Source organism: Pseudothermotoga lettingae TMO (assembly GCF_000017865.1).
Classification (GTDB): domain Bacteria; phylum Thermotogota; class Thermotogae; order Thermotogales; family DSM-5069; genus Pseudothermotoga_B; species Pseudothermotoga_B elfii.
Map to the genome: position 1 here is coordinate 1,979,253 of NC_009828.1, position 26,131 is coordinate 2,005,383.

At 39.1% G+C, this 26,131-nt stretch carries 28 protein-coding genes and 1 riboswitch; of the genes, 11 read left to right on the forward strand and 17 right to left on the reverse strand.

Annotated features, from left to right (window positions below; translation table 11 throughout):
- The first annotated feature begins 75 nt into the window (after positions 1–75).
- Both TLET_RS09800 and TLET_RS09805 read left to right on the forward strand, forming a co-directional pair.
- Positions 76–2,106, forward strand: a complete 2,031-nt coding sequence (locus TLET_RS09800) for an exopolysaccharide transport family protein (RefSeq protein ID WP_012003936.1) — start codon at positions 76–78, stop codon at positions 2,104–2,106.
- The gene (locus TLET_RS09805) at positions 2,103–2,831 is read left to right on the forward strand and encodes an SPL family radical SAM protein (protein WP_012003937.1); all 729 of its coding nucleotides are present in this window, start codon (positions 2,103–2,105) and stop codon (positions 2,829–2,831) included. The genes TLET_RS09800 and TLET_RS09805 overlap by 4 nt, the downstream gene beginning before the upstream one ends.
- Here the strand turns inward: TLET_RS09805 and purD are convergent.
- The 12 genes from purD to TLET_RS09865 form a co-directional block, all read right to left on the reverse strand.
- The gene (gene purD / locus TLET_RS09810) at positions 2,821–4,068 is read right to left on the reverse strand and encodes a phosphoribosylamine--glycine ligase (protein WP_012003938.1); all 1,248 of its coding nucleotides are present in this window, start codon (positions 4,066–4,068) and stop codon (positions 2,821–2,823) included. The two genes, TLET_RS09805 and purD, sit on opposite strands and share 11 nt — an antisense overlap.
- A 10-nt stretch (positions 4,069–4,078) precedes the next feature.
- A complete protein-coding gene (gene purH / locus TLET_RS09815) occupies positions 4,079–5,599 on the reverse strand; it encodes a bifunctional phosphoribosylaminoimidazolecarboxamide formyltransferase/IMP cyclohydrolase (protein WP_012003939.1) in 1,521 nt (506 codons plus the stop codon).
- 6 nt (positions 5,600–5,605) lie between these two features.
- Entirely contained in the window at positions 5,606–6,226 is a 621-nt protein-coding gene (gene purN, locus TLET_RS09820) for a phosphoribosylglycinamide formyltransferase (protein ID WP_012003940.1), read from the reverse strand.
- Positions 6,223–7,236 carry a phosphoribosylformylglycinamidine cyclo-ligase gene (gene purM / locus TLET_RS09825; RefSeq protein ID WP_012003941.1) on the reverse strand — a complete coding sequence of 338 codons (1,014 nt, stop codon included), beginning with the start codon at positions 7,234–7,236 and terminating at the stop codon, positions 6,223–6,225. Before purM ends, purN begins: the two co-directional genes overlap by 4 nt.
- Before the next feature lie 5 nt (positions 7,237–7,241).
- On the reverse strand, positions 7,242–8,633 hold the full coding sequence (purF, locus tag TLET_RS09830) for an amidophosphoribosyltransferase (protein ID WP_012003942.1): 1,392 nt from the start codon (positions 8,631–8,633) through the stop codon (positions 7,242–7,244).
- Positions 8,633–10,807, reverse strand: a complete 2,175-nt coding sequence (gene purL, locus TLET_RS09835) for a phosphoribosylformylglycinamidine synthase subunit PurL (RefSeq protein WP_012003943.1) — start codon at positions 10,805–10,807, stop codon at positions 8,633–8,635. Before purL ends, purF begins: the two co-directional genes overlap by 1 nt.
- Positions 10,794–11,498: a phosphoribosylformylglycinamidine synthase I gene (gene purQ, locus TLET_RS09840; protein ID WP_012003944.1), complete on the reverse strand. Its 705-nt coding sequence runs from the start codon at positions 11,496–11,498 to the stop codon at positions 10,794–10,796. Before purQ ends, purL begins: the two co-directional genes overlap by 14 nt.
- Positions 11,495–11,749 carry a phosphoribosylformylglycinamidine synthase subunit PurS gene (gene purS / locus TLET_RS09845; RefSeq protein WP_012003945.1) on the reverse strand — a complete coding sequence of 85 codons (255 nt, stop codon included), beginning with the start codon at positions 11,747–11,749 and terminating at the stop codon, positions 11,495–11,497. The genes purQ and purS overlap by 4 nt, the downstream gene beginning before the upstream one ends.
- An 11-nt stretch (positions 11,750–11,760) precedes the next feature.
- Entirely contained in the window at positions 11,761–12,459 is a 699-nt protein-coding gene (gene purC / locus TLET_RS09850; protein ID WP_012003946.1) for a phosphoribosylaminoimidazolesuccinocarboxamide synthase, read from the reverse strand.
- Complete coding sequence (gene purE / locus TLET_RS09855) at positions 12,456–12,941, reverse strand: 5-(carboxyamino)imidazole ribonucleotide mutase (RefSeq protein ID WP_012003947.1); 486 nt, start codon at positions 12,939–12,941, stop codon at positions 12,456–12,458. The genes purC and purE overlap by 4 nt, the downstream gene beginning before the upstream one ends.
- 45 nt (positions 12,942–12,986) lie before the next feature.
- Positions 12,987–13,089: riboswitch (purine riboswitch) on the reverse strand.
- A 78-nt stretch (positions 13,090–13,167) separates the two neighbouring features.
- The gene (locus TLET_RS09860) at positions 13,168–13,953 is read right to left on the reverse strand and encodes a family 1 encapsulin nanocompartment shell protein (RefSeq protein ID WP_012003948.1); all 786 of its coding nucleotides are present in this window, start codon (positions 13,951–13,953) and stop codon (positions 13,168–13,170) included.
- Positions 13,943–14,293, reverse strand: a complete 351-nt coding sequence (locus TLET_RS09865; protein ID WP_012003949.1) for a ferritin family protein — start codon at positions 14,291–14,293, stop codon at positions 13,943–13,945. The genes TLET_RS09860 and TLET_RS09865 overlap by 11 nt, the downstream gene beginning before the upstream one ends.
- A 160-nt stretch (positions 14,294–14,453) precedes the next feature.
- Here TLET_RS09865 and TLET_RS09870 point away from each other — a divergent pair, with 160 nt between their 5' ends.
- On the forward strand, positions 14,454–15,287 hold the full coding sequence (locus TLET_RS09870) for a VIT1/CCC1 transporter family protein (protein WP_012003950.1): 834 nt from the start codon (positions 14,454–14,456) through the stop codon (positions 15,285–15,287).
- Here the strand turns inward: TLET_RS09870 and pyrE are convergent, their stop codons facing one another.
- The 5 genes from pyrE to TLET_RS09895 are packed head-to-tail and all read right to left on the reverse strand — an operon-like array spanning position 15,288 to position 19,001.
- Positions 15,288–15,839, reverse strand: coding sequence for an orotate phosphoribosyltransferase (gene pyrE / locus TLET_RS09875; RefSeq protein WP_012003951.1), 552 nt, complete (start codon positions 15,837–15,839; stop codon positions 15,288–15,290).
- Positions 15,832–16,440 (reverse strand): orotidine-5'-phosphate decarboxylase, encoded by a 609-nt coding sequence (gene pyrF, locus TLET_RS09880; RefSeq protein WP_012003952.1) that lies wholly within the window; start codon positions 16,438–16,440, stop codon positions 15,832–15,834. The genes pyrE and pyrF overlap by 8 nt, the downstream gene beginning before the upstream one ends.
- A complete protein-coding gene (locus tag TLET_RS09885) occupies positions 16,437–17,267 on the reverse strand; it encodes a dihydroorotate dehydrogenase (protein WP_012003953.1) in 831 nt (276 codons plus the stop codon). Before TLET_RS09885 ends, pyrF begins: the two co-directional genes overlap by 4 nt.
- Positions 17,258–17,908, reverse strand: a complete 651-nt coding sequence (locus TLET_RS09890) for an iron-sulfur cluster-binding protein (protein WP_012003954.1) — start codon at positions 17,906–17,908, stop codon at positions 17,258–17,260. The genes TLET_RS09885 and TLET_RS09890 overlap by 10 nt, the downstream gene beginning before the upstream one ends.
- On the reverse strand, positions 17,886–19,001 hold the full coding sequence (locus TLET_RS09895) for a dihydroorotase (RefSeq protein ID WP_012003955.1): 1,116 nt from the start codon (positions 18,999–19,001) through the stop codon (positions 17,886–17,888). The genes TLET_RS09890 and TLET_RS09895 overlap by 23 nt, the downstream gene beginning before the upstream one ends.
- Before the next feature lie 382 nt (positions 19,002–19,383).
- Here TLET_RS09895 and TLET_RS09900 point away from each other — a divergent pair, with 382 nt between their 5' ends.
- From TLET_RS09900 to TLET_RS09930, 8 genes are all read left to right on the forward strand, one after another.
- Positions 19,384–19,632, forward strand: coding sequence for an SHOCT domain-containing protein (locus TLET_RS09900; protein WP_012003956.1), 249 nt, complete (start codon positions 19,384–19,386; stop codon positions 19,630–19,632).
- Between the two features lie 21 nt (positions 19,633–19,653).
- The gene (locus TLET_RS10820; RefSeq protein WP_012003957.1) at positions 19,654–19,827 is read left to right on the forward strand and encodes a YHS domain-containing protein; all 174 of its coding nucleotides are present in this window, start codon (positions 19,654–19,656) and stop codon (positions 19,825–19,827) included.
- A gap of 73 nt (positions 19,828–19,900) precedes the next feature.
- Positions 19,901–21,139: a DUF1576 domain-containing protein gene (locus TLET_RS09905; RefSeq protein ID WP_012003958.1), complete on the forward strand. Its 1,239-nt coding sequence runs from the start codon at positions 19,901–19,903 to the stop codon at positions 21,137–21,139.
- A 3-nt stretch (positions 21,140–21,142) separates the two neighbouring features.
- Entirely contained in the window at positions 21,143–21,493 is a 351-nt protein-coding gene (locus TLET_RS09910) for a hypothetical protein (protein ID WP_012003959.1), read from the forward strand.
- A 186-nt stretch (positions 21,494–21,679) separates the two neighbouring features.
- Positions 21,680–23,188, forward strand: a complete 1,509-nt coding sequence (locus tag TLET_RS09915; protein WP_012003960.1) for an ABC transporter substrate-binding protein — start codon at positions 21,680–21,682, stop codon at positions 23,186–23,188.
- 67 nt (positions 23,189–23,255) lie between these two features.
- Entirely contained in the window at positions 23,256–24,263 is a 1,008-nt protein-coding gene (locus TLET_RS09920; protein WP_012003961.1) for an ABC transporter permease, read from the forward strand.
- 56 nt (positions 24,264–24,319) lie between these two features.
- Complete coding sequence (locus TLET_RS09925) at positions 24,320–25,153, forward strand: ABC transporter permease (protein ID WP_407635796.1); 834 nt, start codon at positions 24,320–24,322, stop codon at positions 25,151–25,153.
- Between the two features lie 5 nt (positions 25,154–25,158).
- On the forward strand, positions 25,159–26,124 hold the full coding sequence (locus tag TLET_RS09930) for an ABC transporter ATP-binding protein (protein ID WP_012003963.1): 966 nt from the start codon (positions 25,159–25,161) through the stop codon (positions 26,122–26,124).
- Positions 26,125–26,131 lie beyond the last annotated feature (7 nt).

Here is a 26,131-nt window from a genome sequence, read left to right on the forward strand (position 1 = left end):
TGTAACATAACAACACAGAATGGACGAGTTTGTGGTTAAATATTTCTTGAGATCAATTCTAAGGAGGGCTTTTCTGTGAACAATGAAAACACGGAGCTTAGTCTGGCAGATATAATGAATATCTTTAAAAGAAGGATCTGGTGGTTTCTGGCTATTTTTCTCATCACGTCTTTTATCAGTGTAATTTATGTGATGTTTTTTGCGAAACCTGTTTATGAAGCAAGTGCGCAATTACTCGTTCGTACAAGTCAATCTTCAATAAGTATTCCAAGTGCTGTTACCCAGTTGATAGGTATTTCAAATGTCAGCGGTGGATCTGATATATCCACGGAAATAGAGTTAATAAAAAGCAGAGACAACATAGAAAAATTGATTGAAAAACTGAATTTGATGGAACTTTTCAAAGACCAGAAAAAGATTGAACTTCAAGATGTTGTTGAGGTCATCAGGGAGAAATGGTTGAAAGTCGAGTCTGTCAAAGATACCAAAATAATAAAGATATCTATCGAACATGAAGATCCCAAACTTGCTGCAGAAATGGTCAACAATCTGATAGATATATATCAAGAAATGAGAAGTGAGTTAACAACAAACGAATCTGTTGTAAAACTCAGGTTCATAGAAAAACAACTGCCAAGAATTGAGCAAGAACTTAAAGATGTTGAAGAAGAAATCAAAAAATTCAAGGAAGAAAATCAGATATACTCACTCAGTGAACAGGCAGACAATCTCGTCAAGTATATTGCGCAGTACGATTCGAAGACGAATGAAATTACTTTGAATATTCAACAAGCAGAAGTTGAAATAAAGGCAGCAGAAGATTTACTTAAAAAGGTGGACCAGAAAATAATCTCCTCAGAAACAATAAGTACAAATCCTGTTGTACAGCAATTGAGATCAAAACTTGTGGATCTACAGGTCCAGCTTTCTGCCCTGCTTCAAAATTACTCAGAAGATGACAGAAGAGTTGTTGCATTGAAAAAGCAGATAGAAGAAACGCAGGATTTGCTTCAGAAAGAGATAAGCAAAGTTGTCAGTGCAGAAGTGCAAACCGTGAACCCAGCATACACTCAACTTTATACGAACTTCATACTGAAGCAGGCAGAGCTTCAGGTTTTACAAGCAACGCTGTCAGCGGTAGAAAAAATCAGGGACGAATATTTAAAGAAAGTTTCCGTAATACCAGCTATCGAACAAAAATTATTTGAATTAGAAAGAGAAAGGCAGGCAAAGCAAACCACTTATCTTGCGTTGCTCAGCCAGTACGAAGAAGCAAAAATCGGTGCTGCCGGAAGTATTGATAATATCAGGATAATCAGTAACGCGGTCGTGCCAAATAAACCTTCAAAACCAAATAAGAGATTAACAGTGGCTATAGGGGGCGTGCTTGGAATTTTCTTAGGAATCTTAACTGTGTTTTTAAGAGATGCGACAGACAAGAGATTTCGTTCTATAGACGAAATCAAAAGATTCTTTCCAAACGAACCTCTGCTGGGAAAGATTTCTTCAGCAAGAGTAACTGGTAATGATCTGCTGATAAGTCTTCAACGCGATGATGAAAAGTTATGTGACGAATTCAAGCAAATTGCAGTCAAACTATTATATGAACCTGCAAAAATAATTGGTTTTACCAGCTTAAAAAAAGAAGAAGGCAAAACATATATCTCAAGCAATTTATCATATATACTTTCAAAAATGTCTCAAAAAGTGCTGTTGATTGATCTGAATACGCATAATCCTTCTATAAGAAGGGTCTTTTCAATAGATGAAAATAGCTCATTGAAAAATGAAGATTTCAACGTATCTTTGGTGAAATTCTCAGACAAATTAAATATTTTGACATTGCAAGAAGAAGACAACTGGCCTTTGAGTGACCAAAAATTGATTAAATGGATCAAAGATTCCGTTGATTCGTATGACAAAATTATCGTAGATATGCCACCACTTTGCACCGCAGAAGGCGTTTTTGTAAGCAAAATTGTTGATAAAATAGTTGCAATTATTTGCATAGGCAAAACAGAAAAAATATTGAGTTCCACAATAGAAGAACTACAAATATCAGGAAAATTATCAGGAATAGTGATAAATGAAGGTCCTCGAAAATGATTCACGAAACCCTGGCTAAGAAATTGATCACAAAAACGAAATTGCCAGTAGCAAAATATGTGATTAACCCTTACATAGGCTGCACATTTGGCTGCAAATACTGCTATGCGAAATTCATAGGGCCTTTTAAACATACCAATTCCGAGTGGGGTAAAGATGTGTGGGTGAAAATAAACGCTGCTGACATCCTTGAAAGGGAATTAAGCAAAAAACAAGGTGATTTTTTCTTATCGAGTATATGTGATCCTTATCAACAAATAGAAAAAAAATACCAGCTTACAAGAAAAATAATAGAGATTTTGAATGATCATTTTCGGAAAATTCACATTATGAGCAAATCAACGCTTATTTTGCGAGATATAGATTTGCTGAAAGATGCCTCTGTAACAGTAACTATAACCACTGATCGCGAGGATGTGAGAAGGATTCTCGAACCAGGTGCACCATCTATTGAGGAAAGAATTAATATTCTTAAGATACTCAAAGAAAACAGAATAAGTCTATCTGTCTTTGTAGGTCCCGCCCTCCCAATGAACGCTGAAAAACTCTCAGAAACGCTTGCAAGATACACAGACAAGGTATTTCTTGATAAATTGAATTATCCCCAGCAAGTGAAAACTCTGTATGAAAAAAATGGCTGGTCTCCATGGCTGAGCTGTGAAAAATTCGATGAAGTGAGTTTCCATTTCAGAAAAGTATTTGGAAAAGAAAATGTCATACTTTGAAATCAGCTATATCTTTTCTATAGTGCATACCTTCAAAATAAATGCTTTCTGCAGATTTGTAGACTTTTTGCGCAGCTTCAGAGTAAGTTCTTGCTTTCGAACAGATGTTCAAAACTCTGCCTCCGGCCGTTATAAATTTTCCATTCACCCTTTTTGTTCCTGCGTGAAATACAACAGCGTCTTTAATTTTATCCAGCCCATGGATCTCATAGCCATCTGTGTATGATTCCGGATACCCACCACTTGCAATTACTAAACAAACAGCTTTTTCATCAGACCAGGAAATCTTGACTTTAGAAAGCTCTCCTTCAATAACACTCTGAACAATTTCCAGTAAATCATTCTCCAGAAGCAGGAGTATTGATTGGGTTTCCGGATCACCAAATCTGCAGTTAAATTCGAGAACTTTCGGACCGTCTTTCGTAATCATTAATCCTGCATAAAGAATACCTTTGTATTCAATACCTTCTTTTTGCAGCGCCTCGACCATCTTGAACATAATTTTCCTGTAAACAAAATCAGATAGTTCATCCGTGTAGTGTGGTGCGGGAGTAACTGATCCCATCCCACCCGTGTTGGGTCCTTTATTACCATCGTAGGCTCTTTTATAATCCATACTGCTCAGCATAGGGACTATAGTTTTACCATCACAAAAAGCAAGAGCCGAAACTTCAAAACCTTCAAGAAAATCTTCAATAACCACTTTATCTCCAGCTTCCTTGAATATCTTTTTTCTCATAAGACTATCTATAGCCTTAAATGCATCTTTTTTCGTCCTCGCAACTATTGCTCCTTTACCGGCAGCAAGGCCATCAGCTTTCACAACCACAGGTTTGTCTATTTCTGAAATGTATTTTTCAGCAGAATCTGGGTCATCAAAAATCTTAAAAGAAGCTGTTGGAATGCCATATTTTGCCATCAAGATCTTTGCAAATACCTTGCTACCTTCTACAAGCGCAGCCTGCTTTCTTGGACCAAAAACTCTCAACCCACGCTCCTCAAATTTATCCGCTATGCCATCCACAAGGTAATTTTCCGGCCCAACGATTGTAATATCTATCTTCTCTCTCAACGCAAAATCCAGTATTTGATCCATTCGATTTAACTGAAAGCATCTCGCATTTTCTTCAATCCCGCCATTCCCGGGAACGCAGTAAATCGACACATTTTTATTAAAAGCAAGCTTCCAAACCAAAGCGTGCTCTCTTCCACCGCGTCCTATCACAAGAATTTTCACAAAAATCACCTCAATGTTTAAAATGCCTTGTTCCTGTGAAAATCATAGCTATATTGTACAAATCTGCCACTTTTATAACTTGATCGTCTCTTATAGAGCCGCCCGGCTGAATCACCGCTGACACACCAGCTTTTGCGGCCACCTCAAGCGCGTCTGGAAAAGGAAAAAATGCATCTGAAGCTAATGCCGAACCTTTTGCCTCTTTTTCCGCTACTCTCACACAATGCTCTGTAGGCCAAACTCTGTTCATCTGACCTGCTCCAATAGCAAGCGTGCGGTGATTCTTTGCCAGGACGATTGCATTTGATTTTACATGTTTGACTACCTTCCAGGCAAAGAGAAGATCTTCAAGTTCATTTTGCGTGGGAGATCTCTTCGTAACAACACTCAGTTTCTCATAATCAAAATCATCTTTCGTTTGAACAAGTATTCCCCCGCTAATTTTTCGAAACTCCAGATCACCATCATTCTTTGATAAATCTACTATCAAAACTCTCAAATTTTTCTTTCTCTTCAAAATATCAAGAGCTTCTTCAGAATACCCTGGTGCCAGAATTAACTCAAGATATATCTCGTTAAGCCTGCGAGCAAGTGATTCGTCCACTTCTCTATTAAATGCAACTATTCCACCGAATATCGACATTGGATCTGCTCTGTATGCCATTTCAAAGGCTTCATGTATATCACCGCTACATGCTACTCCACATGGATTGGTATGTTTCACTGCAACAGCACACGGCATATCAAACTCTTTGACTATTGCCAGTGCCGAATCTGCATCGCAAACGTTGTTATAAGAAAGTTCTTTCCCGTGCAATTGCTTTGCGCTCACAATTGACGAAGCTTTCACAAAAGGTTCTCTGTAAAGAGCTGCTTTTTGATGAGGATTTTCACCATAACGGAGATCAGTAATTTTTTCAAAACCAGTCACAAGTACTTCTGGAAAGCATCTTTCGCGCGATTTTCTGGCAAAAAACTCACTGATCACAGCATCATAGCAGGCGGTGTGTCGAAAGGCTTTTAGCGCCAAACGCATTCTTTCTTCGAAAGTTATCTTTTCCTGATTTGAAAGTTTTCCCGTTAACCACGAATAATCTTTCGGATCACACAAAACCAGCACATCTTTGAAATTCTTTGCAGCAGATCTTAACAGAGTCGGACCACCTATATCAATATTTTCAACAATTTCTTCCATATTGTCAGTTCTACTGACAGTTTCTTTAAAAGGATATAGATTGACAACAACGATATCAACAGGATGGATGGAAAACTTTTTGAGCTCTTCTGCATGAGAAAAACTATCCCTTTTTGCCAGGATTGCTCCGTGGATCAGAGGATGAAGAGTTTTCACTCTTCCATCAAGTATTTCCGGAAAAGAAGTTATCTCAGATACTTCGACGACTTTTATACCATGTTCTTTAAGATATCTCGCCGTACCTCCTGTACTGATTATTTCTACGCCAAACTGGACGAGGTTTCTGGCAAGATCGACAACGCCCGACTTGTTAGAAACAGAGATCAAAGCCCTCATTATTCTTCACCTCTCTATAAAAACCCTTCTGCCAATTACTTTGAGTTTGCCCTGTGCAAATAATTTCAGCGCTTCCGGAAGTATCTCATGTTCTATTTCATGAACCTTCTGTGCGATTGTTTCGGGCGTATCAGAGTCTTCCACGGCAACAGCCTTTTGAATGATTATTGGCCCTGAGTCTACATTTTCATCGACAAAATGAACTGTAGCCCCTGTGATCTTTACGCCATAATCAATTACAGCTTCATGAACTTTCATACCATAAAATCCTTTGCCACAAAATGCAGGTATCAAAGATGGGTGAATGTTTATTATCCTTCCTTTAAAACTGTCAATAAAATGTGGGGATAAAATTTTCATGAAACCAGACAGCACAACTAATTCAGATCCGTGTTTTTTCAGTATATCAACCATTTGTTGCTCATATTCTCTTTGGGAATCATATTCACCGGGTTTAACAATATAGGCAGGAATGTTGTGAGCACGAGCTCTTCGAAGTGCAAAAGCGTTTCTGTCACTTATTACTACAGCAACCCTGACTGGTATCTGACCATTTCTGGATTTATCTATTATTGCTTGAAGATTTGTTCCGTTACCGGATGCGAGAACTCCTACTTTGAGAATCAAATGATCACACCCTTCTCTCCGGGAACGATATCACCGATTACCCATGCGTTTTGACCCAGCTCATTTAATTTCCTCAAAAGATTCTCAACTTCATCTCTTTCTACCACCATCACAAACCCTATGCCCATATTGAAGGTTCTGTACATTTCTTTCGAATCTATCTTTCCAAGACGCTGAATGATTTTAAAAATAACAGGAACTTCCCAGGAATTTTTGTCTATGCGAAACTCAAGACCTTCTGGCAAAATTCTGGGTAAATTCTCCAGCAAACCACCACCAGTTATGTGTGCCATACCATGAATTTTATCGTTCAAGACATCAAGAACAGTTCTGACATAAATCTTCGTAGGGGTCAGCAATTCCTCACCTAATGTCTTTTTTAAATCACTTATATATTCATCAACCTTCATTTTCCCAAGCAAAACCTTCCTGACCAGAGAAAACCCATTGCTGTGCAATCCGCTCGAAGCTAAACCAATCACAGCATCTCTTTGCTTTATTTTCGAACCATCCAGCAATTTTTCTCTTTCAACCACACCAACAGCAAAGCCGGCAAGATCATATTCTTCTTCTTTGTACATATCCGGCATTTGTGCAGTTTCACCACCTATGAGTGCACAACCAGCCTGAGTACATCCCTCTGCTATACCTTTCACAATCTGACTAATTTTTTCAGGGATCAATTTACCAACAGCTATATAATCCAGAAAAAATAAGGGTCTTGCACCATGAACAAGTATGTCATTCACACACATAGCAACACAATCTATTCCAACGGTATCATGTTTATCCATCATGAAAGCAACCTTCAACTTTGTTCCAACTCCGTCCGCACCCGAAACCAGAACAGGTTGACGCAAAGAACCATCAAGTTGAAAAAACGCACCAAAATTTCCAATATCGCCGAGAACACCATCTATGTGTGTTTGCCTGGCATATCTTTTAATCATCTGAACTGAAAGGTCTGCTGCATCTATATCAACACCGCTATCTTTGTAGGTAAATCCCACAGTAATCACCTCTTTTCAAAAAGGTATTTTTTTCCTTTACGAGGTGCTTTCAAAGGATAATTGCCTGTGAAACAAGCCAGACAAAGATCTCTATCCTTCATACCAACTGCTTCAACTAATCCTTCTATGCTCAAATAACCAACACTGTCAGCACCAACAAATTTTCTTATCGATTCTATATCATAGCTGGATGCTATTAATTCTTTTCTCGAAGAGGTATCTATACCAAAATAGCAGCTATACTTAACTGGCGGTGAACTCACGCGAACGTGAACACTCCTTGCGCCACAATCTTTAAGCATATTTACAATCTGGCTCATCGTTGTCCCTCTGACGATAGAATCATCAACCAGAACAATTTTCTTTCCATTTACCAGTTCTTTCAAAACACTGAGTTTCAATTTCACTCCAAGGTTTCTTATTCTTTGGGAGGGCTGAATGAAAGTTCTTCCTATATAGCGATTCTTGATTAATCCCATTCCCACAGGTATACCTGTTCCATCTGAAAAACCTATGGCAGCAACATTTCCAGAATCTGGTACAGCAACTACCAAATCCGCATCAACAGGATGTTCTTTCGAAAGGATCTTTCCTGCTTTCCATCGTGCCATGTAAACACTTACCCCATCGATAACACTATCTGGTCTCGCAAAATAAACAAATTCAAATATACACAGGGATTTTCTTTCGACACTTACATTGCAAGTTGACATACCAGATTTATCAAAAACAACTATTTCACCCGGACAAACATCTCTCATAAAAGAAGCACCAATTGTATCGAGGGCAGCACTCTCAGAGGCAACAACATATGCGTCATTGTACGATCCTATGCACAGAGGACGAAAACCATGAGGATCTCTTACCGCGAGAAGTTTGTCTTTTGTCATTATCAGCAGCGAATAAGCTCCTTTTATTTTTTCTGTAAGCTGAATTGCAGATTCAACTAAATCTGTGCCAGATTTTGCAATCAATGCGGCTATTACTTCACTATCAGTTGTCGTGTGAAACACGAATCCCTTTTTTTCAAGTTCTTGCCTTATTTCAAACGCGTTTATTAAATTACCGTTATGCACCACTGCAAGCTCACCAGAGTGATATCTTACAACCAGAGGCTGGGCATTATTGAGTGAATTACTGCCAGTAGTGGAATATCTGACATGCCCTACAGCGATTTTTCCAGTCAGATCTTCAAGATTCTTTTCATCAAAAACTTCTGATACTAAACCAAGTCCCTTGTGATATTTAATAGATCTCAAATCACTTACCGCAATCCCTGCACTCTCTTGGCCTCTGTGCTGCAGAGCAAAAAGCCCATAATAAACTGTTTTTGCAATAGAGCGGTCCATTCGAGATGAATATATTCCAAGTAAACCACAGGCCTCCTTAACTGGCACTATTCATTCACCCACTTTTCAAGAGATGTATAATATACCTCTCTGATTTCGTCGATGTTCAAATCAATCACCTTTTCTCCATTCACAGAGATGATAAATTTTTTACCAGCCACTCTTCCAATGACACAGATGGAAATGTTATTATCTTCAGCAATTTTTTTAAGAAGCGGAAGATTTTCTTTTTTGATTGTTACAATCATTCTCGACTGCTGTTCTCCAAAAAGTACAAAATCTCTTCTGATATTCGCCCTCAGGTCACAGATAACTCCTATATTACCTAAAATAGAAGACTCCGCGAGAGATACTGCCAGCCCTCCTTCCGAAAGATCGTGTGCAGAACTGACGATTTTTTCCCTTATTGCTTTCAAACAAACCTGCTGAACTCGCTTTTCTACTTCCAGATCTATACTCGGTACTTTTCCATAATCGATGCCCCAGATAACCTTTGTATATTCACACGCACTCTCAGAAAAATTTTCTCCGATGAGAACCACAAGATCTCCCTCATTTTTAAAAGCAGCATCACAAATGTAGCTGATATCTTCTATCAAGCCAACCATTCCAATTACAGGCGTTGGATATATCTTTCTCTTCTTGCTCTCGTTGTAGAGGCTAACGTTCCCACTCACAATGGGTATCCTCAAAAATCTTGCAGCTTCAGCCATACCTTCAACAGCTCTTTTTAACTGGTAAGCAACCTTTGGATCATCTGGACTGGCAAAATTTAAGCAATCTGTTATACCAACCGGCATAGCCCCTGTGGCAACTAAGTTCCTGGCCGCTTCTGCTACAGCTATTTTTGCACCCTCATAAGGGTCGAGAAAACAATAAAAACCATTGCAATCTGTTGTAACAGCGATAGCCTTACTGCTACCTTTAATCCTAAGTACGGCAGCATCAGAACCAGGAAGCACTACTGTATTGATACCAACACGATGATCATATCTTTCATAAACAGACCTTCTACTGCAGATGTTTTCACTTGAAAGTAATTTGAGAAATGTTTCCTGCAAATTTTCTGGCTCCGGAACATCGGCGTTTCCCGAATTAACCCGCTTCTCAAAACTCATCTCGACAACAGGCACTTTTTCTGTTAGCGCTTTTGTTGGTACCTGCGCGACAATCTTTCCATTCATTTTGACAGTGAAAAGCCCATCATCTGTTATAACGCCAATTTTTTGAGAATAGAGGTCCCAGCGTTGGAAAATCTGTTTTACTTCGTCTTCATATTCAGGTTTAACTACCAGAAGCATTCGTTCCTGTGATTCAGAAAGTACTATTTCATACGGTGTCATGCCTTTTTCTCTCTGAGGAACGAAAGCAAGGTCTATCTCAATTCCTTTGTTTCCTCTAGAGGCTATCTCAGAACATGCAGAGGTTAGTCCTGCTGCGCCAAGATCCTGAACAGCCAAAACACCTTCAATCTTGATAGCTTCAAGACATGCTTCTATCAGCAATTTTTCCATGAATGGATCCCCAACCTGGACGGAAGGCCTCTTTTCCTGGGATTTTTCAGAAAGATTTTCCGATGCAAAACTCGCTCCATGTATTCCATCACGACCAGTCATAGCGCCAACGAGCATAACCGAGGCACCTGAAAATTGAGCTCTCGCAAACTTTATTTCATCTTTTTTTGCTATACCAACACACATGACATTCACGATCGGATTATCTGTATAACAATCGTCGAAATAGATCTCTCCAGCAACCGTTGGAACACCTATGCAATTTCCATAATGTGCTATACCAGACACCACACCTGAGAAAAGATATTTCACTTTTGCACTTTTCAGATCACCAAATCTCAACGAATCAAGAAGTGCTATTGGCCTTGCTCCCATGGCGAATATGTCCCTGACTATTCCGCCTATCCCAGTTGCTGCTCCTTGAAAAGGCTCGATTGCAGAAGGATGATTGTGACTTTCCATTTTGAAAACAATTACCAGATTATCACCGATATCAACAACCCCGGCATTTTCTCCTGGTCCCTGAATCACTCTTTCACCACTTGTAGGAAGATCTCTGAGAAGGTGTTTTGTGTGTTTATAGCTGCAATGTTCAGACCACATTACTGAAAACATACCGAGTTCTACTTCGTTCGGCTCACGATGAAGAAGCTCCACAATTTTCTCATATTCTTTATCAGTAAGCCCCAGATCTCTATGCGAAAGCATGATCTTTCCTCCGTTCTAAATACAGAGCAACTGATTCGAAAATTTTTTTGCCATTATCTGAACCAAGTAACTTTTCAGAACATCTTTCGGGATGAGGCATCAAACCAAAAACATTTCCATTTTTGCTAACTATACCAGCTATATTGAGAACAGAACCGTTCGGGTTTGAATCTTCTGTGATATTTCCATTCCTGTCGCAATAGCGAAGAACTATCTTATCCTCAATTTCTTTACAATGATCGAAATAGTAGTTTCCCTCTCCATGTGCTATATTCATCTTGATTACTTCTCCCTCTGAATACGCTAATGTAAACGGGGTTTTATTATTATCAACACGCAAATACACATCATGACAATGAAATCTCAAATCTTTATTTTTCATAAGCACGCCTGGAAGTAATCCTGCTTCGGTCAATATTTGAAAGCCGTTGCATATACCAACAATCAAAACACCATTTTCTGCCGCTTTAGAAACACTTCTCATGACCGGTGAAAACCTCGCAATCGCCCCTGCTCTTAAATAATCACCGTAAGAAAACCCACCTGGAAGAACTATCAGATCAAACTCTTTTTCATAAAAATGATCTTTGTGGAAAACATAATAACAATCAAAACCCATCACATACTTAAGGACATAAAAAGTATCCTTGTCACAATTAGATCCAGGAAAAACTACGACGGCCGCTTTCATTCTATTTCCTCCAGTGAGAGAACTCTGTATTCCTCTATCACAGGATTGGCAAGCAACTGTTCACACATTTGTTTAATTTGATTCTCGGCGTCCAACGGTGTTTGCGAGCTGATAAGAATTTCCACTAATCTGCCTATTCTCACATCTTTTACTGATACAAAGCCAAGATGATGCAGAGCTTGCTTGACGGCACTGCCCTGGGGGTCAAGCACGCCATTTTTGAAAGTTATTTGAATTTTTGCTTTGTACACAAGCTCACTCCTCACTTAATTCTTTTATAGATTTCCCAGTACGCCTGTTCAACATTTCCAAGATCCCTTCTGAATCTATCTTTATCAAGTTTTTCCCTTGTTGAACCATCCCAGAACCTGCAAGTATCTGGTGAAATCTCATCGGCAAGCAAGATTTTTCCATTTGCTCTGCCAAATTCAAGTTTAAAATCAACAAGGATTATGTTCTTTGACCCAAGAAAATTCTTCATAATTTCATTCACTTTAAGTGCTGTTTGCTCGATTCGGTTGAGCTCTTCCTCTGTTGCGAGTTCCATAGCAAGTGCATGGTAGCGGTTTATCATCGGATCTGATAATTCATCGTTTTTATAACACAGTTCAAGCACAGTTTTTTTCAGAATAGTTCCTTCTTCAAGTCCAAGCCTTTTTGAAAGACTTCCGGCAGCTATATTTCTGACTATAACTTCTATAGGTATTATCCCCACGGCTCTGACGAGCATCTCTCTTTCACTCAACAACCTTACAAAATGGGTTTCTATACCATGTTTCTGGAGGAGTTCAAAAAAAATAGCCGAAATTTTGTTGTTCAGGACACCTTTATTGTTAATCGTACCTCGCTTCTTGCCATCAAAAGCGGTTGCGTCATCTTTGTACTCAATCACAAAAAATTCGGGATTATCAGTTTTGAAAACCTTCTTTGCTTTACCCTCATAAAGTATCTCTTTTTTCATTGAGGTTCACCCCTTTTAAGATCTTCGTTTTTCTGAAGAACTCCTCTTCTCAGATCTTCTCTGTACTCTTTCAATTTTTCCCTTAACTTTGAATTATTCAAAGACAATATCTCAACCGCAAACAGAGCAGCATTTTTTGCGCTATCCACACCCATTGTTGCAACAGGTATTCCATCGGGCATCTGTACTATTGAAAATAGCGAATCAATTCCGCTTATGGAAGCAGAAAGAGGAACTCCTATGACTGGTAGAGATGTCATTGAAGCGATCACTCCCGGCAGATGTGCCGCTTTACCAGCCATGGCTATTATCACAGAAAATTCTTTTTCCGCATTTTTTGCAAAATCCATAACTTCGAGTGGGGTCCTGTGGGCGGAAAGAATAAATATTTCATGGGCAAGCTCAAATATTCTCAGAGTATCAGAAGCCTGTCTGGCATGTTCTAAATCACTGCTGCTACCCACAACAATAGCAACTTTCATGTGTCCACCTCCAAAATAAAAAAATCGGTAGCAAAAGTCTCTACCGATAAAAGATAAGGCCCTTGTAGCCAGGACAGTTTACGGCTGTCCGGTAGAGACTTCCGAGCCCTATTCTCGGAATTATACAAGGGCATTCCCCGTGGGAGGGGAATATTCACTTGTACATTCTGATCATAACACAAAATCTCCGGCCTTTTGCCTATTTTCAGAAATCAGAAAATTTCATTTAACCTTTGAGCACACATATTGAAGAAGGCTCATTGATGAGCAAGGCAAGACTTTCAGAAATAGAAAATTCGAACCGTTCCTCTGCAGGTCCTATGAAACCTATTGATAAATCCTGACCGAGTATTATTGAAGCATAGGCTTCAGAATCGCTCATCAAGACACCGCTATTTTTCAAAACAGGTGCTTTATAAATGCCTTTGATTATCATTGATAAGTGTTCATACTCCGTTTGATTGCCACTTTCATACCTTCTAAAAAGCAAATTGTATCTATCAGGTGAAAGTGCAAGCAAATAAGGCCCATGAAATCCGGCTTCATCGAGTTTTGTAACAGCCTCAATAACATCACTGGCGGCCTGCCCAACATTTTTCCAATCGCTGAGCTCCATAGAAATTGTCCCGGGCGCGCTGACAAGTCCGTGCGAATTAATTCCTTCGAAGATTAACCTGTCCTCTATGGTTGCACACTCCCTGACAGCAGTTATCAAATTTTTCAAATCAAGCGTGACACCTTCCCTTTCATACGAAGCTATGTCCCTCTTAGAAATATTGAATGTTTTGTGGATGTAAAAGAGAGGAAGAGTTTTGTTAGAAAAAACCCCCGGCTCAATCTGCACATCAGTTATGGAAATTTGCTTCAAACCAAGACCAAAAGGACCTTTAACAGAAAGAATTCTCCTTCCAACAAGTTGAGCTTTTGCGATATCTGTCATGGTCTCATTGAAAAGTTGCCAGAGTTTTGGATCAAACGGTGCATCTTCCTGCATCAGATATTTATTTGCCATCTTTCTCACCGTCCTTTAAAGATCCTATGGTCGGCTCTTCGTTATTTTCCACCATCATTTCTTCAACTTCTTTTGCTCCCTCAGACATATACTGAGCTTCATCTTTCGTGAGAATCTCGAGGAGCTTCGTGAATTCACCAATATGGACTCTCTCTTCGTTTGCAATATCAATAAGAACTTTCTTTGCCAGAGGATGATCTGTCGCATCAGCATGTGCCATATAAAGATGAACTGCTTCATGCTCGGCAGCAATATTCAATCTAATAGCCCTTATAAGTTCTGAAAGTGAGAGTTTTCTGTCTGGTACTTTTCCACTGAAAGGATTAACAAATTCAGGCATGAGATTCACCTCCATCATATTTTTAACTAACATTGACATGGCATAATGATAATGAGTAATGCTAATTTAATAGCTCATATAAAGTATATCACAGTCTGAAAAAATTACAGAAACTTTGCTCATTTCAAGGTTATGACATGGTGCAAAAGGAGGATCAAAAATGCTGTTGAAATTCCAGAAAAATGAAATTACAGAGTATTTTGTTTACTCAAAACTTTCAAAAATAGATAAGGCCAATTCAGATATTCTGCGCAAAATCGCACTTGATGAATTGAAACATTACGAGAAACTCAAAAGCAGAACAGGAAAAGAAGCAAAGCCAAATAATTTTAAAGTATTTTTCTATTTATTGATCGCAAAATTTTTGGGGATAACATTTGCACTGAAATTGATGGAGCAAAATGAAGATAAAGCCCAGCTATCTTATAAGAAATCTAATGAGGAACTATTTGAAGAAATCATTAAAGACGAAGAAGAACACGAGAAAACTCTGCTTAGCTTGGTGAACGAAGAAAGAATCGAGTACATAGGCTCGATGGTACTCGGTTTGAACGATGCACTTGTTGAGCTAACGGGTGCACTTGCTGGATTAACTCTCGCTATTCAAAAAACTGCCATTGTTGCCCTTTCTGGTATAATCACTGGAATAGCAGCTGCCTTGTCAATGTCGGCATCGGACTATCTTTCGAGAAAATCAGAGGGCAGCGAGAAAAAACCTCTCAAATCTGCCCTGTACACGGGTATTGCCTATATCATCACTGTGTTATTCCTGACATTTCCGTATCTTGTATTTGTAAATCCATTTGTTGCACTTGCAATGACGGTATGTAATGCTATTCTGGTGATATTTGTTTTTACTTTCTTCGTTTCAGTAGTAAAAGAACAAAATTTCAAGAAAAATTTTTTGGAGATGACTTCTATAAGTATGGGAGTAGCAGCTGTCTCGTTTTTCATAGGTCTTTTAGTGAAAAAATTTTTCAACATAGAGTTATGATCATCTGCTACCGGGTTTAAATAACGGAATACCTTCTTTACACAGTGGACAGCTATCGGGTTCGTAAATTGGTAGCTGCAATCTTATCAAAGAATAAAACGGAACATTGAATGGCAACGGTTTAACAGATCGATCTACGATGCTTGCTACGCAACATAGCTGACCCTGGCATTCTTCAACAATTTGCGCAACCTCCATTACTGAGCCACCAGTGGTGGTAACATCTTCAACAATAACTACTCTGTCTCCTTTTTCGATCTTAAAATCCCTTCTCAACTTCATTGTTCCACTCTCTCTCTCTGCAAAAATAGCCTTCACTTTTAAAGCGCGCGCGACAACATACGAAAGTATCACCCCGCCAATAGCTGGACCTATTATTACATCCGGATTATAATGTTTTACCTTTTCTGCGATCATCTCACCTATCTGGTCGCCGAAATCTGGATTTTCGAAAAGTTTTGCACACTGTATATACTTTGAAGAATGTTTCCCTGAAGACAATAAAAAGTGCCCTTCAAGTAATGCCCCCGTTTTTCTAAGAATCTCAAGCATAGACAATCCTCCTTATTCTTTCCATAGCTTCTGATGGATCTACACTTCTGTAGACTTCTCTCCCTATTACAGCATAATCCGCAACTTGCAAAATATCTTCAAGATTAACCACATCTCTTTGATCATCCGCCTGTCTGAGCATTCTGATCCCTGCAACGAGTATTTTTGCAGGTATCTGCTTTCTCAATTTCATTGCCCACTTACCGGGTAAAACAAATGAACAACCAAGGATCTTTATAGAGTTTATCTGGTCAAGATAATCCTCCAATTCTCCCTCGACAGAAGTTAACTTAACAACTGCAAACACGATCTTATCAGTACTTTCAAGTGCGGCTTTCAAACTGTCTACACCTGCTGCGGCATGAACTGTAAAGCCAACGATACATGGATGATCCCAGGATCTTATAGATCGTGCCACAGTAGAAGGAATATCAGCAAATTTCAAATCGAGTATTGCTTTAAGATTTCTTTTTTCAAGCTCACCCAGAACTTGTTTTCCGCTGCACGCAAGGTTGTGACCAACTTTGACATAATCAAAACTTCCATATCTGTCAATAAATTCAAATGGGTCTTCCATATCTAAACTTAAAACTGGTATCACTTTAACTCCCTCCTCGAAATATGTTTGGCTATTTTTGATACGATTTTTGGATCTTTGAAGATGGCGGTTCCAATGCTTACGGCATCTGCCCCTGCTTTTATAAAATCATCCGCATCCTCTTCATTCATGATGCCACCGCCTCCTATCACATAAAGATCGCTCACCCTATTTTTAACCTCATAAACCGCTCTCAAAGCTACCGGCTTTAGAACCGGACCGGAAAGTCCTCCTTTGATAATCTTTTTACCGATAATGTATAGAGAACGAATAGTATTTATCAAACTCAATCCCTGCCAGCCACACTTTTTCAAAATTTCTGCCGCTGCTTCAACAAAAATTCCCTCTATTCCGATTTTTGCTATGAGAAAGCCATTAAGTTCTCTTCGAATAGACAACAATAAATTATCCAGACCATGGATATCAGAAAGTAAACCCAGTCCACCTTTCGATACATTAGGGCATGAAAGATTAAATTCTATGGCGATAAACTTTTTTTCGAATGGCTTAATTTTTTTTGCAATCTGGAGCATTTGATCAACATCATCACCAGAGAAACTTGCTATCACCTTTGTTTTTGCGAAAAGTTCCTCAAATTCTCCGCTGGAAAGTTGTTGTAGAAATTTTTCTAAACCGACATTTTCTAAACCTATCGAGTTGATCAAGTAATTTTCTGTGGCAAAGAGTCTTGGCGGTGGATTGCCTTTTTTCGGAAAAAATGTTATGGTTTTGAGTGTATATGCACCTATATATTCGGGATCTATCAATTTCAGATATTCGCCCATACCTCCAGTGCCGGATGCAATAATCAGTGGAATTTTTAAATGCATAACAAATCACCCCTGAAAACTGGGCCATCGACGCAAACATGTTTGATACCATCCCTTGTCTCTACAGCGCAACCCTTACAGGCACCTATGCCGCAAGCCATATACTCGTTAAGTGATAGAAAAACCTCACCCCTGTCTTTAAGCAATTCATAGGAAACTTTCTCCATACCTTCAGAACCAACTATTAAATACCAGTCATATCCGTTCAATGATTTCAGCAATTCGGTAAATTGCTCATCGCCTATAACTACCTTAAAAGGCAATTCGACAAATGGTTTTTTCAGCGAACCTACAAAAACCTCACCTAAAAGCCTCTGCTGTAAATCAAAGGCCATGGCTACACATGCTAAGGAAACAATGATTGCGCCCCTACCAGATGGTTGGAACGGTCTGCCTAAGGGACCGTGAGCTCTGAGTATCTTCTGTTTTGCAATGTACTCTGTGCCGGGGCCAACCACCTGTATCCCTATTGCAAGATCTCCTTTCCATCTTCCAAGGGCAAATGGCTTTCTGGTTACTGAAGAATTCTCTATCATGATAAATTGCGTGGGCTCAAAATCAAGCTTTTCTTCAAAAGTAAATAAGTAAGAATCTTCACTGAGCCTCACCGTGTTCTTTTTAGTTAAGAAAAAATTCTCCATCCCAGTACACCCACTTTCCTTTCATTTTCACACCAACTATTTTTCCATTTAATTTCATTCCATCAAAAACACAGTTTCTGCCTTTACTGAAAAACTTGTTTGAATCAACAGTATAACGAGCATCCGGATCAATAAGGACTATATTATCAAGATCGAAATTAAGTCTCAGACCCATTAAATTTCCTGGAGCAATGGTCATTTTTTCTATAACTTTTTCAATGTTGCCTATAATCGTGTAAAAAGCGCTGAAAGCAATTTCTATGCCGCTTGTTCCGAAAGGAGCCCTTTCAAAATCGTCCGGTTTTTCCGGATGGGGTGCATGATCTGTTGCAAGCACATCAACAACATCATTCTCAATTGCTTTTATCAAAGTTTCTCTATCGAAATCATTGGCAAAAGGCGGGTTGACTTTGAAATTCGTATTTTTTATATCATGCATATTGAAAAACAAATGATGGGGGGTCACCTCACATGTAATCTCTGCATATTTACGCAGATATATAATGGTCTCAATCGATCTTTGAGTACTAACGTGCTGGATATGAAACCTTTTAAAACCATATTCTAATCCAAGCATGACATTTCTAAATATAGATATTGCCTCATTCGACACAGGACGAGTCTTATTACTCAAATTCGTTCCATCATAAAAAATCCCATCCAATTCGTGCAGTTGACTGTGATCAAGTAAAAGATATGGCTTTTTATTTTTAAAAGCATTGAGAATTCTTCTGGTATCGTATTCAAAACCATCATTTGAATAACACAGAATCTTTCTTCCATCTGGATGAAGTTCTCCAAAGATAGAACATGCCCAGTAAAAGTCAACAATTTTATCTCTTGCAAGTTCTAAATGTTCGTGAAAAATCTGGTATGTTTCGATTGAAGGTAAAGTATTCGGCTGTATCAGGACCCTTCCAAAACCGCCAGCTATAGCTGCTTTTTGAAGCGAGGAATAATCTTCCTGACCGTTCAACCTCACATGCGTGTGGATGTCAAAAAATGTCGGACAGGCTATAAGACCCCGGGTCTTTACAGGCGTTATTATATCTACTTCATGCCATAGTTTCTTGAATGGATCATAAGCTTTCAATATCGCTCACCTCACATTTTTTGCAAAATAAAAGGGGCTTAAAGCCCCTTTCAATAAAAACAACAATACCTTTATATAGATCAAAAATATTCATTTTTTTGAGATTGAAAAAAAACATATTAACCGCTCTCCTTTTAATTCTCAAGAAGAAACTTTATCACATTTCAAAAACTGTACTATTACCTGAAAATAACATACAAATTATCAAATGGTAAATTATCATGAATCAACAGATAATCAGTAAATAATAATTGTTTCATTCGTTAACGAGAAGAATTTATTTAAAAATTAGAGTTCAATAAGAAGATAATTGATTGGTTTTGGTAAGTTGTATAATCATTATGTACCTACCCAGGTGGGTAGGAAGAAAGGAGGCGAGTTTATGTGCTGGTGGTGGTTTGGAAGATGGAACTTTTTTAGTCACTGGAATTGGTTTGGAGCCGTAATTATGATTGTCTGGAGCATAGTAGTAATAGTTGCTGCAGCAATGTTTTTTAGATGGTTTTTTTCTTCATTTGGTGCAAATGCTATGGAAAAATCAAACAGGGCTCTGGAAATTCTTAAAGAACGTTTAGCGAAAGGTGAGATTACAGAAGAGGAATATGAAAGGCTCAAAAAAACACTGGTTTGAACTCAGAATAGAGGTGATATCATGAAAGTCAAAGATCCTGTTTGTGGCATGAAAATAAAAATACATGAAGCTGCGGAAAAGTTTGAATATATGGGAAAAGAATATTACTTTTGCAGCAAAGAATGTTCAGAAAAGTTTAAGTCTGACCCGAATAAATTCATCCAGCCTTCTAAAAAACATGGATGTTGTCATTGAAAAGCTGGCGCCCGCCAGCTTTTTTTACTATAATATTGCTGTAGTTTCAACAACAAAAACGGGAGGATCTGTTGTGCAAAAACATAGAGTTTTCCTGTATTCTTTTGGTTTTCTCTTTATTATCTTTGGTTTAATCACAGGTGGACTGTGGCACCCAGTAGACCTGATTGCAAATCTTTTGAAAATAATAACCGTTCCAGATTATTTGCTAACCGATTATATCGAAATTGGTGGGCTATCCGCTGCTTTCATAAATTCCGGTATCCTGATGATCACTTTCACCTGGTTTCTGCACCTCATGAAATTGCCTACCACCGGATTGTCCTTTGCTTCAATACTGACAGTTGGTGGTTTTGCCTTATTTGGAAAAAATATTTTCAATGTCTGGCCAATCTTAATAGGTGTCTTTTTATACTCTCTTTACAAACGAGAACCATTTTCAAGATACGTATACGTTGCATATTTCGGTACAGCCATAGCCCTACTCGTCACACAAATTGCGTTTTTTCTCCCTGTGAAAGGAGTCAACGAGATCCTTGTTTCATATATTGTTGCTATAGCCATCGGATTTGTTTTGCCAGATCTCGCCGGATATTTTTTGACCACTCACAAGGGTTACAATTTATATAATGTTGGGTTTACGTGTGGCATGATCGGTATGGTTGCTGCAGCACTCCTCAGAACCTACGGCTATGAAATACCAACGCAAAAAGTCTGGTCAATCGGCAATAATATCGTTCTATCAATTTTTCTATTTTTTGTTTTTGCTTTAATGATGTACTATGGCTGGAAAATGAACAGAAAATCACTTTCGAATTATAGCAAGCTTATGAAACACTCTGGAAGATTGGTCAGTGATTTTGTCATATTTGAGGGATTTCCGATAACACTTTTCAACATGGGATTACTCGGTTTTTCAATGACCTTCTATGTGCTGATAACCGGTAGTCAACTGAATGGACCAACTGTGGGTGGAATTCTTACCGTAACCGGTTTTGGAGCCTTTGGAAAACATCCAAGAAATGTTCTACCAGTTTTATTCGGCATAACTATCGGAGGTCTCACGAATAAATACAGTTTATCAGACCCCAACAATGTACTTGCCGCCTTGTTTGGAACAACGCTTTCACCAATTGCCGGAGAATTTGGACCAATATGGGGTATTATCGCTGGCTTCCTCCATATAGCTGTTGTAAACAATGTGGGATTCCTGCATGGTGGGCTCAATCTTTATAATAACGGATTTGCCGCAGGGCTTGTGGCGATGTTTTTAATTCCTTTGATAAAAGTAATCCACAAGAAGGAGGATTAACTCATGCCAAGAAAAATTGAAATAGCAACGAAACTCTGCGCTCAACTAATCAGGTATCTTCTGTCAAAAAACGCGAGTAACATGAGTATCAAAATTGACAACTGTGAAAGCCAACTTTCGATAGTCATAGAGTCTCGAGCACTTCTAAATAATCATGACATTGATTCTCTCAAGTCTTATCTGAAAACCGAGAGCCACGAGGAAATGGGTTATTATTACTTACCCCTGGTTGGTGAATACGGCTCGGATGAAGATATCGCCTTAATAGCAATGCTTGTAAATAAGGTAGAAATTGACTATGATAAAACTTCATCGATCCTGAGAATGAGTTTCCTCATAGGAAGAAATAAATAACACAATTTTGATAAAAAACTAATCCTGCAAGCCCTTCTGATACAAGCCAGATTGTCACAGGTACAGCATTTAATTTGCATGGGTTTGGTCACAGATTTGCGAAAAATCAGCTGCGAATTTGGGATTATTTATATATCAGTGTGATATAATACACGCTAAGAAAACTCTTATCGGGGAGGGAAGGGTATGAAGAAATATCTTGTGCTGTTATTTGTTTTGCTTGTTATTGCCGTGTTTTCCGCTGAATTCATTGTAGTTGGTACCACAGACAAGATTCGAACGCTTGATCCTGCCAATTGTTATGATTATTTTTCCAGCAACATTCTTCAAAATATCCTGGCTGGCCCTGTAGACTACAAATTAGGAACAGCCGAAATCATACCGTGGTTGTTTGAAAACTGGAGTGTTTCTGATGATGGACTTACTTACATTTTTTCCATTAAAAAAGGAGCAATGTTTGAGGACGGCACACCAATTGATGCAGAAGTATTCAAATGGTCATGGGAACGCGTATTAAGGTTGAATGGGGATCCGGCGTTCTTGCTGAGTGATGTCATTGATAAAATTGAGGTTGTTGACCAGCACACGTTGAAAGTGAAACTTAAATACAAATTCTCGGCTTTTGTTTCAGTGCTTGGTTACACTGTCGCATTTCCGGTCAATCCAAAAGTAACTCCGGAGAATCAATTTTTTGATGAAGCCCCGTTAGCTTCAGGACCTTACAGGATCACAGAATGGCAAAGAGACGTCAGAATCGTTCTTGAAGCCAATCCAAAATACTTCGGACCTGCTCCAAAGACTCCAAAAATAATCATCCAATTTTTTGAAAACTCCGCCCAGTTGAGGATGGCTCTTGAAACAGGGCAAATAGATGTCGCATACAGGCACATGGATCCAAGAGATATTCTCGATCTGAAAAACATGGAATCACAGCTCGGAATAAAGGTCTATTTAGGAACAAGCCCTCAGATTCGTTACTTAGTTATAAATGTTAAACAGCAACCATTTGACAATGTCTATGTGCGGCAAGCGTTATCCTATGCCGTTGATAGAGATGTGATTACAAAAACAGTCTTCTCTGATCTGGCAAAACCTCTATATTCCATGATCCCAATGGGATGGTGGAGCCATATTGATGCAATGCCAAAGCGTGACGTGAATATGGCAGTTGAGCTGCTGAAAAAAGCAGGTTATTCTTCTTCAAAGCCCTTGCAGATCGATTTGTGGTATACGCCTTCTCATTACGGTTCTACAGAGGCTGATGTCGCGCAACTTTTGAAAAGATCTTTCGAAGAAACAAAAGCGATAAAAGTAAATATCAAATATGCCGAATGGTCAACGTATGTCGAATATTTCTTGAATGGAACAATGGGATTATTCCTGCTTGGATGGTACCCGGATTATCTTGACCCGGACGATTACGTATGGCCATTCCTGAGTGAAAGCGGAGCCAAGTCGCTCGGTAGTTTTTACAGCAACATGGAAGTTGAGAATTTGATGATGCAAGCACGTGGTATTGAATCCGTTGAAGAAAGATCGAAACTTTATGAGCAAGTTCAAAAATCCTTAGCCCAGGATGTCCCATACATACCTCTCTGGCAAGGTTTTGCAGATTGTGAAGCAAAAGCCAATATATCTGGCATAATCCTTGAACCTACACAAATATTCAGATATTATGTACTTGAGAAAAAGTAATTAATTTTTTTATCTATAAAGCCCGCCTGTGCGCGGGCTTTTTTGCAGAACTTGCGGGGTGATAATCTTGTCATTGAAGAGCTATATAATAACAAGGATAATTCTTGCCCTTCCAATGATTTTCATTTTGCTCGCTGTTATATTTTTCATCCTTCGGATCATACCTGGAGATCCTGTGCTTGCCATTCTGGGAGGTAAAGCCCCCATTGAAGTTATCCAGCAAAAGCGCCATGAGTTAGGTTTAGATAAACCTGTGTTAATTCAATTCTTTGACTACATTAAAGGAATTATGACTGGTAACCTTGGTACATCCACACTTACTAACAGACCTGTTTTCGAAGAGCTTAAAGATCGTTTTCCAGCAACTCTGGAACTGACTATTTTTTCTTTTTTGATAGCCCTAATAATTGGGTTATTCTGGGGAGCAGAAAGTGCGTGGAGAAAAGATGAAGGATTGGACATTGTAGCAAGGGTTTATTCATTATTACTGTACGCAATACCTGTTTTCTGGTTTGGTTTGATTTTACAATTAGTGTTTGCTTCATATTTACGATGGCTTCCTGTGGGTGGAAGAATCCCTGCTTCAGCTGAATTTAAAATTGTCACAGGACTTTATGTTCTGGACGCTATTCTCTCGAAAGACTGGCATGGATTGATCGATGTCTTTCGTTATTTAGCACTACCAAGTATAACACTTGGTATGGTTATCTCAAGCGTATTTTTACGAATGGTCCGCAACAACACCGTCTTGATGTTATCCAAAGATTTTGTAAAAGCTGCCAGAGCGAGGGGCTTAAGAAAAAAGATAGTTCTTTATGGACATGCTGTGAGAAATGCCTTTGTCCCGATATTCACAATAATGGGTATGGAATTCGCCATATTGCTCGCGGGTGCTATTCTAACAGAAACGACTTTCTCCTGGCCGGGCATAGGTAGCTACTTAGTTATGAAAATACGTTATAGAGATTTCCCTGCAATTCAGGGTACTATAGTCTTTTTCGCATTATTCATAGTGATAATAAGCATAATCATAGATATAGTGAATGCCTTGGTAGACCCAAGAGTCCGGTACTAAGGGGTGGTTAGGTGGCCAAGAACAGAGGTTTTATGAGCGAAAAGATAGGGGAATTCATGAGAGATTTGACAGGTTCTGGAACCGGCAGATTGACAATCATTGGTTCCTCCATTTTGATTTTTTTCATCATTTTAGCTGCCTTCGCGCCATACATAGCACCATATGATCCGACAGAAAAGGTCGGTCTGTCTCTTGAACCACCTTCGAAACAATTCTGGTTTGGAACGGATAATTTAGGGAGAGATATACTTAGCAGGGTCATATATGGAGCAAGAATAGCTCTAAGTATCTCTTTTATGGGAGTTGCGATAGCATTCGCCATAGGTGTACCATTGGGATTGATCTCTGGATATCTCGGTGGATGGATTGACAGGATTTTAACTCTGATAATGGATGCGATGTATATTTTCCCCGGATTGGTTCTTGCCATAGCTATTGCAGCCGTTCTGGGACCAGGAGTGGTAAACATATCACTTTCAATCGCCGTTGTTTACGCACCCACATATTTTAGAATCATTAGAAACCAGGTAGCATCAATCAAAAACGAACTTTATGTAGAGGCTGCCAGGGCTCTTGGCGCTAAAAATTGGGAAATACTTATAAGGTACATCTTTCCAAATGTCCTGCCATCTGTTGTTGTCGTTCTATCAATGAATCTCGCAGACGCACTTATGACAGAGGCAGGCCTGTCTTTTCTGGGACTTGGTATAGCTCCTCCGACTCCGGACTGGGGATTTGATCTGAGCAGTGGACAGAGATTTGTTCTGAGCAGAGCCTGGTGGGGAATAATGTTCCCGGGACTTGCGATTGTTTCCGCAGCTCTCGGTTTTTCTATGTTCAGCGAGGGAATCAACGAGCTGCTGAATCCAACAATTCGCGAGAGAAGGTGATAAACATGGATTACAGCCAAGATAAAATAGTCTTGAAAGCCGAAAGCCTTAAAATACATTATCACACCCAGAAAGGATATGTCAGAGCCGTTGATGGTATAGATCTTGTGTTAAAAAAGGGTGAAACCATAGGTATTGTTGGAGAATCCGGATGTGGGAAATCAACTTTTGGTCAGGGCATACTGAAACTACTGCCTGCGAAAACAAAATATGAAGGCAAATTATCGGTTGGAAAAATTGACATAATTCCCTTAAACGAGAAAGAAATGAAAAAAGTGCGTGGAAAAGTCGTGGGAATGATTTTCCAAGATCCAATGACATCTCTCAATCCAATAATAAAAGTTGAAAAATTATTCTACGAAACACTCCGAGAACACGAACCGGGTATATCTTTTGATGCGGCTCGAGAAAGAGCTGCTCGAATCTTGGAAAAAGTTGGTATTGAACCGGAAAGAATGAGAGAGTACCCATTTCAATTCAGCGGAGGAATGCGCCAGAGAGTCATGATAGCACTCGCACTCGTTTTGAATCCAGATATAGTGATCGCTGACGAACCAACAACATCACTCGATGTAATTGTTCAAGCACAAATTCTGGAGCTCTTAGATGAACTCAGAAGAAGCTATGACACTTCTGTCATATTGATTACACATGATCTCGGTGTGGTTGCTCAAATGGCCGATAAAATAGCTGTCATGTATGCCGGGCAGATGGTAGAACAGAATGTCAAAAACAAAATTTATTATGAACCCAAACATCCATACACAAAATTACTTTTGAAAAGTATTCCAAACACCAACCCAGAAGATCTTCAGCTCAATTTCATTCCTGGATCACCTCCCTCTTTGCTGAACGTGCCAGAAAGATGCCGATTCGCCAGTAGATGTCCATTCAGAATGGACATTTGCGAAAAAGAACCGCCTGTTTTTGGTATAGACGGAGGACAAGTCAAATGCTGGTTGTATCGCTAAGGAGTGA

Coding starts and splice junctions, on each gene's coding strand:
- TLET_RS09925 (WP_407635796.1), top strand. CDS start 24,320: ATGAGAGATTTGACAGGTTCTGGAACCGGCAGATTGACAATCATTGGT.
- TLET_RS09890 (WP_012003954.1), bottom strand. CDS start 17,908: ATGGAGAATTTTTTCTTAACTAAAAAGAACACGGTGAGGCTCAGTGAA.
- TLET_RS10820 (WP_012003957.1), top strand. CDS start 19,654: ATGAAAGTCAAAGATCCTGTTTGTGGCATGAAAATAAAAATACATGAA.
- purE (WP_012003947.1), bottom strand. CDS start 12,941: ATGAAAGTTGCTATTGTTGTGGGTAGCAGCAGTGATTTAGAACATGCC.
- purH (WP_012003939.1), bottom strand. CDS start 5,599: ATGAGGGCTTTGATCTCTGTTTCTAACAAGTCGGGCGTTGTCGATCTT.
- TLET_RS09910 (WP_012003959.1), top strand. CDS start 21,143: ATGCCAAGAAAAATTGAAATAGCAACGAAACTCTGCGCTCAACTAATC.
- purC (WP_012003946.1), bottom strand. CDS start 12,459: ATGAAAAAAGAGATACTTTATGAGGGTAAAGCAAAGAAGGTTTTCAAA.
- TLET_RS09885 (WP_012003953.1), bottom strand. CDS start 17,267: ATGCATTTAAAAATTCCACTGATTATTGCATCCGGCACTGGAGGTATG.
- pyrE (WP_012003951.1), bottom strand. CDS start 15,839: ATGCTTGAGATTCTTAGAAAAACGGGGGCATTACTTGAAGGGCACTTT.
- purL (WP_012003943.1), bottom strand. CDS start 10,807: ATGCTTTCGCATAGAGATCTGGGGCTTACTGATAAAGAATATGAGAAA.
- TLET_RS09860 (WP_012003948.1), bottom strand. CDS start 13,953: ATGGCAAATAAATATCTGATGCAGGAAGATGCACCGTTTGATCCAAAA.
- TLET_RS09900 (WP_012003956.1), top strand. CDS start 19,384: ATGTGCTGGTGGTGGTTTGGAAGATGGAACTTTTTTAGTCACTGGAAT.
- TLET_RS09865 (WP_012003949.1), bottom strand. CDS start 14,293: ATGCCTGAATTTGTTAATCCTTTCAGTGGAAAAGTACCAGACAGAAAA.
- TLET_RS09915 (WP_012003960.1), top strand. CDS start 21,680: ATGAAGAAATATCTTGTGCTGTTATTTGTTTTGCTTGTTATTGCCGTG.
- TLET_RS09870 (WP_012003950.1), top strand. CDS start 14,454: ATGCTGTTGAAATTCCAGAAAAATGAAATTACAGAGTATTTTGTTTAC.
- purQ (WP_012003944.1), bottom strand. CDS start 11,498: ATGAAAGCGGCCGTCGTAGTTTTTCCTGGATCTAATTGTGACAAGGAT.
- TLET_RS09805 (WP_012003937.1), top strand. CDS start 2,103: ATGATTCACGAAACCCTGGCTAAGAAATTGATCACAAAAACGAAATTG.
- TLET_RS09930 (WP_012003963.1), top strand. CDS start 25,159: ATGGATTACAGCCAAGATAAAATAGTCTTGAAAGCCGAAAGCCTTAAA.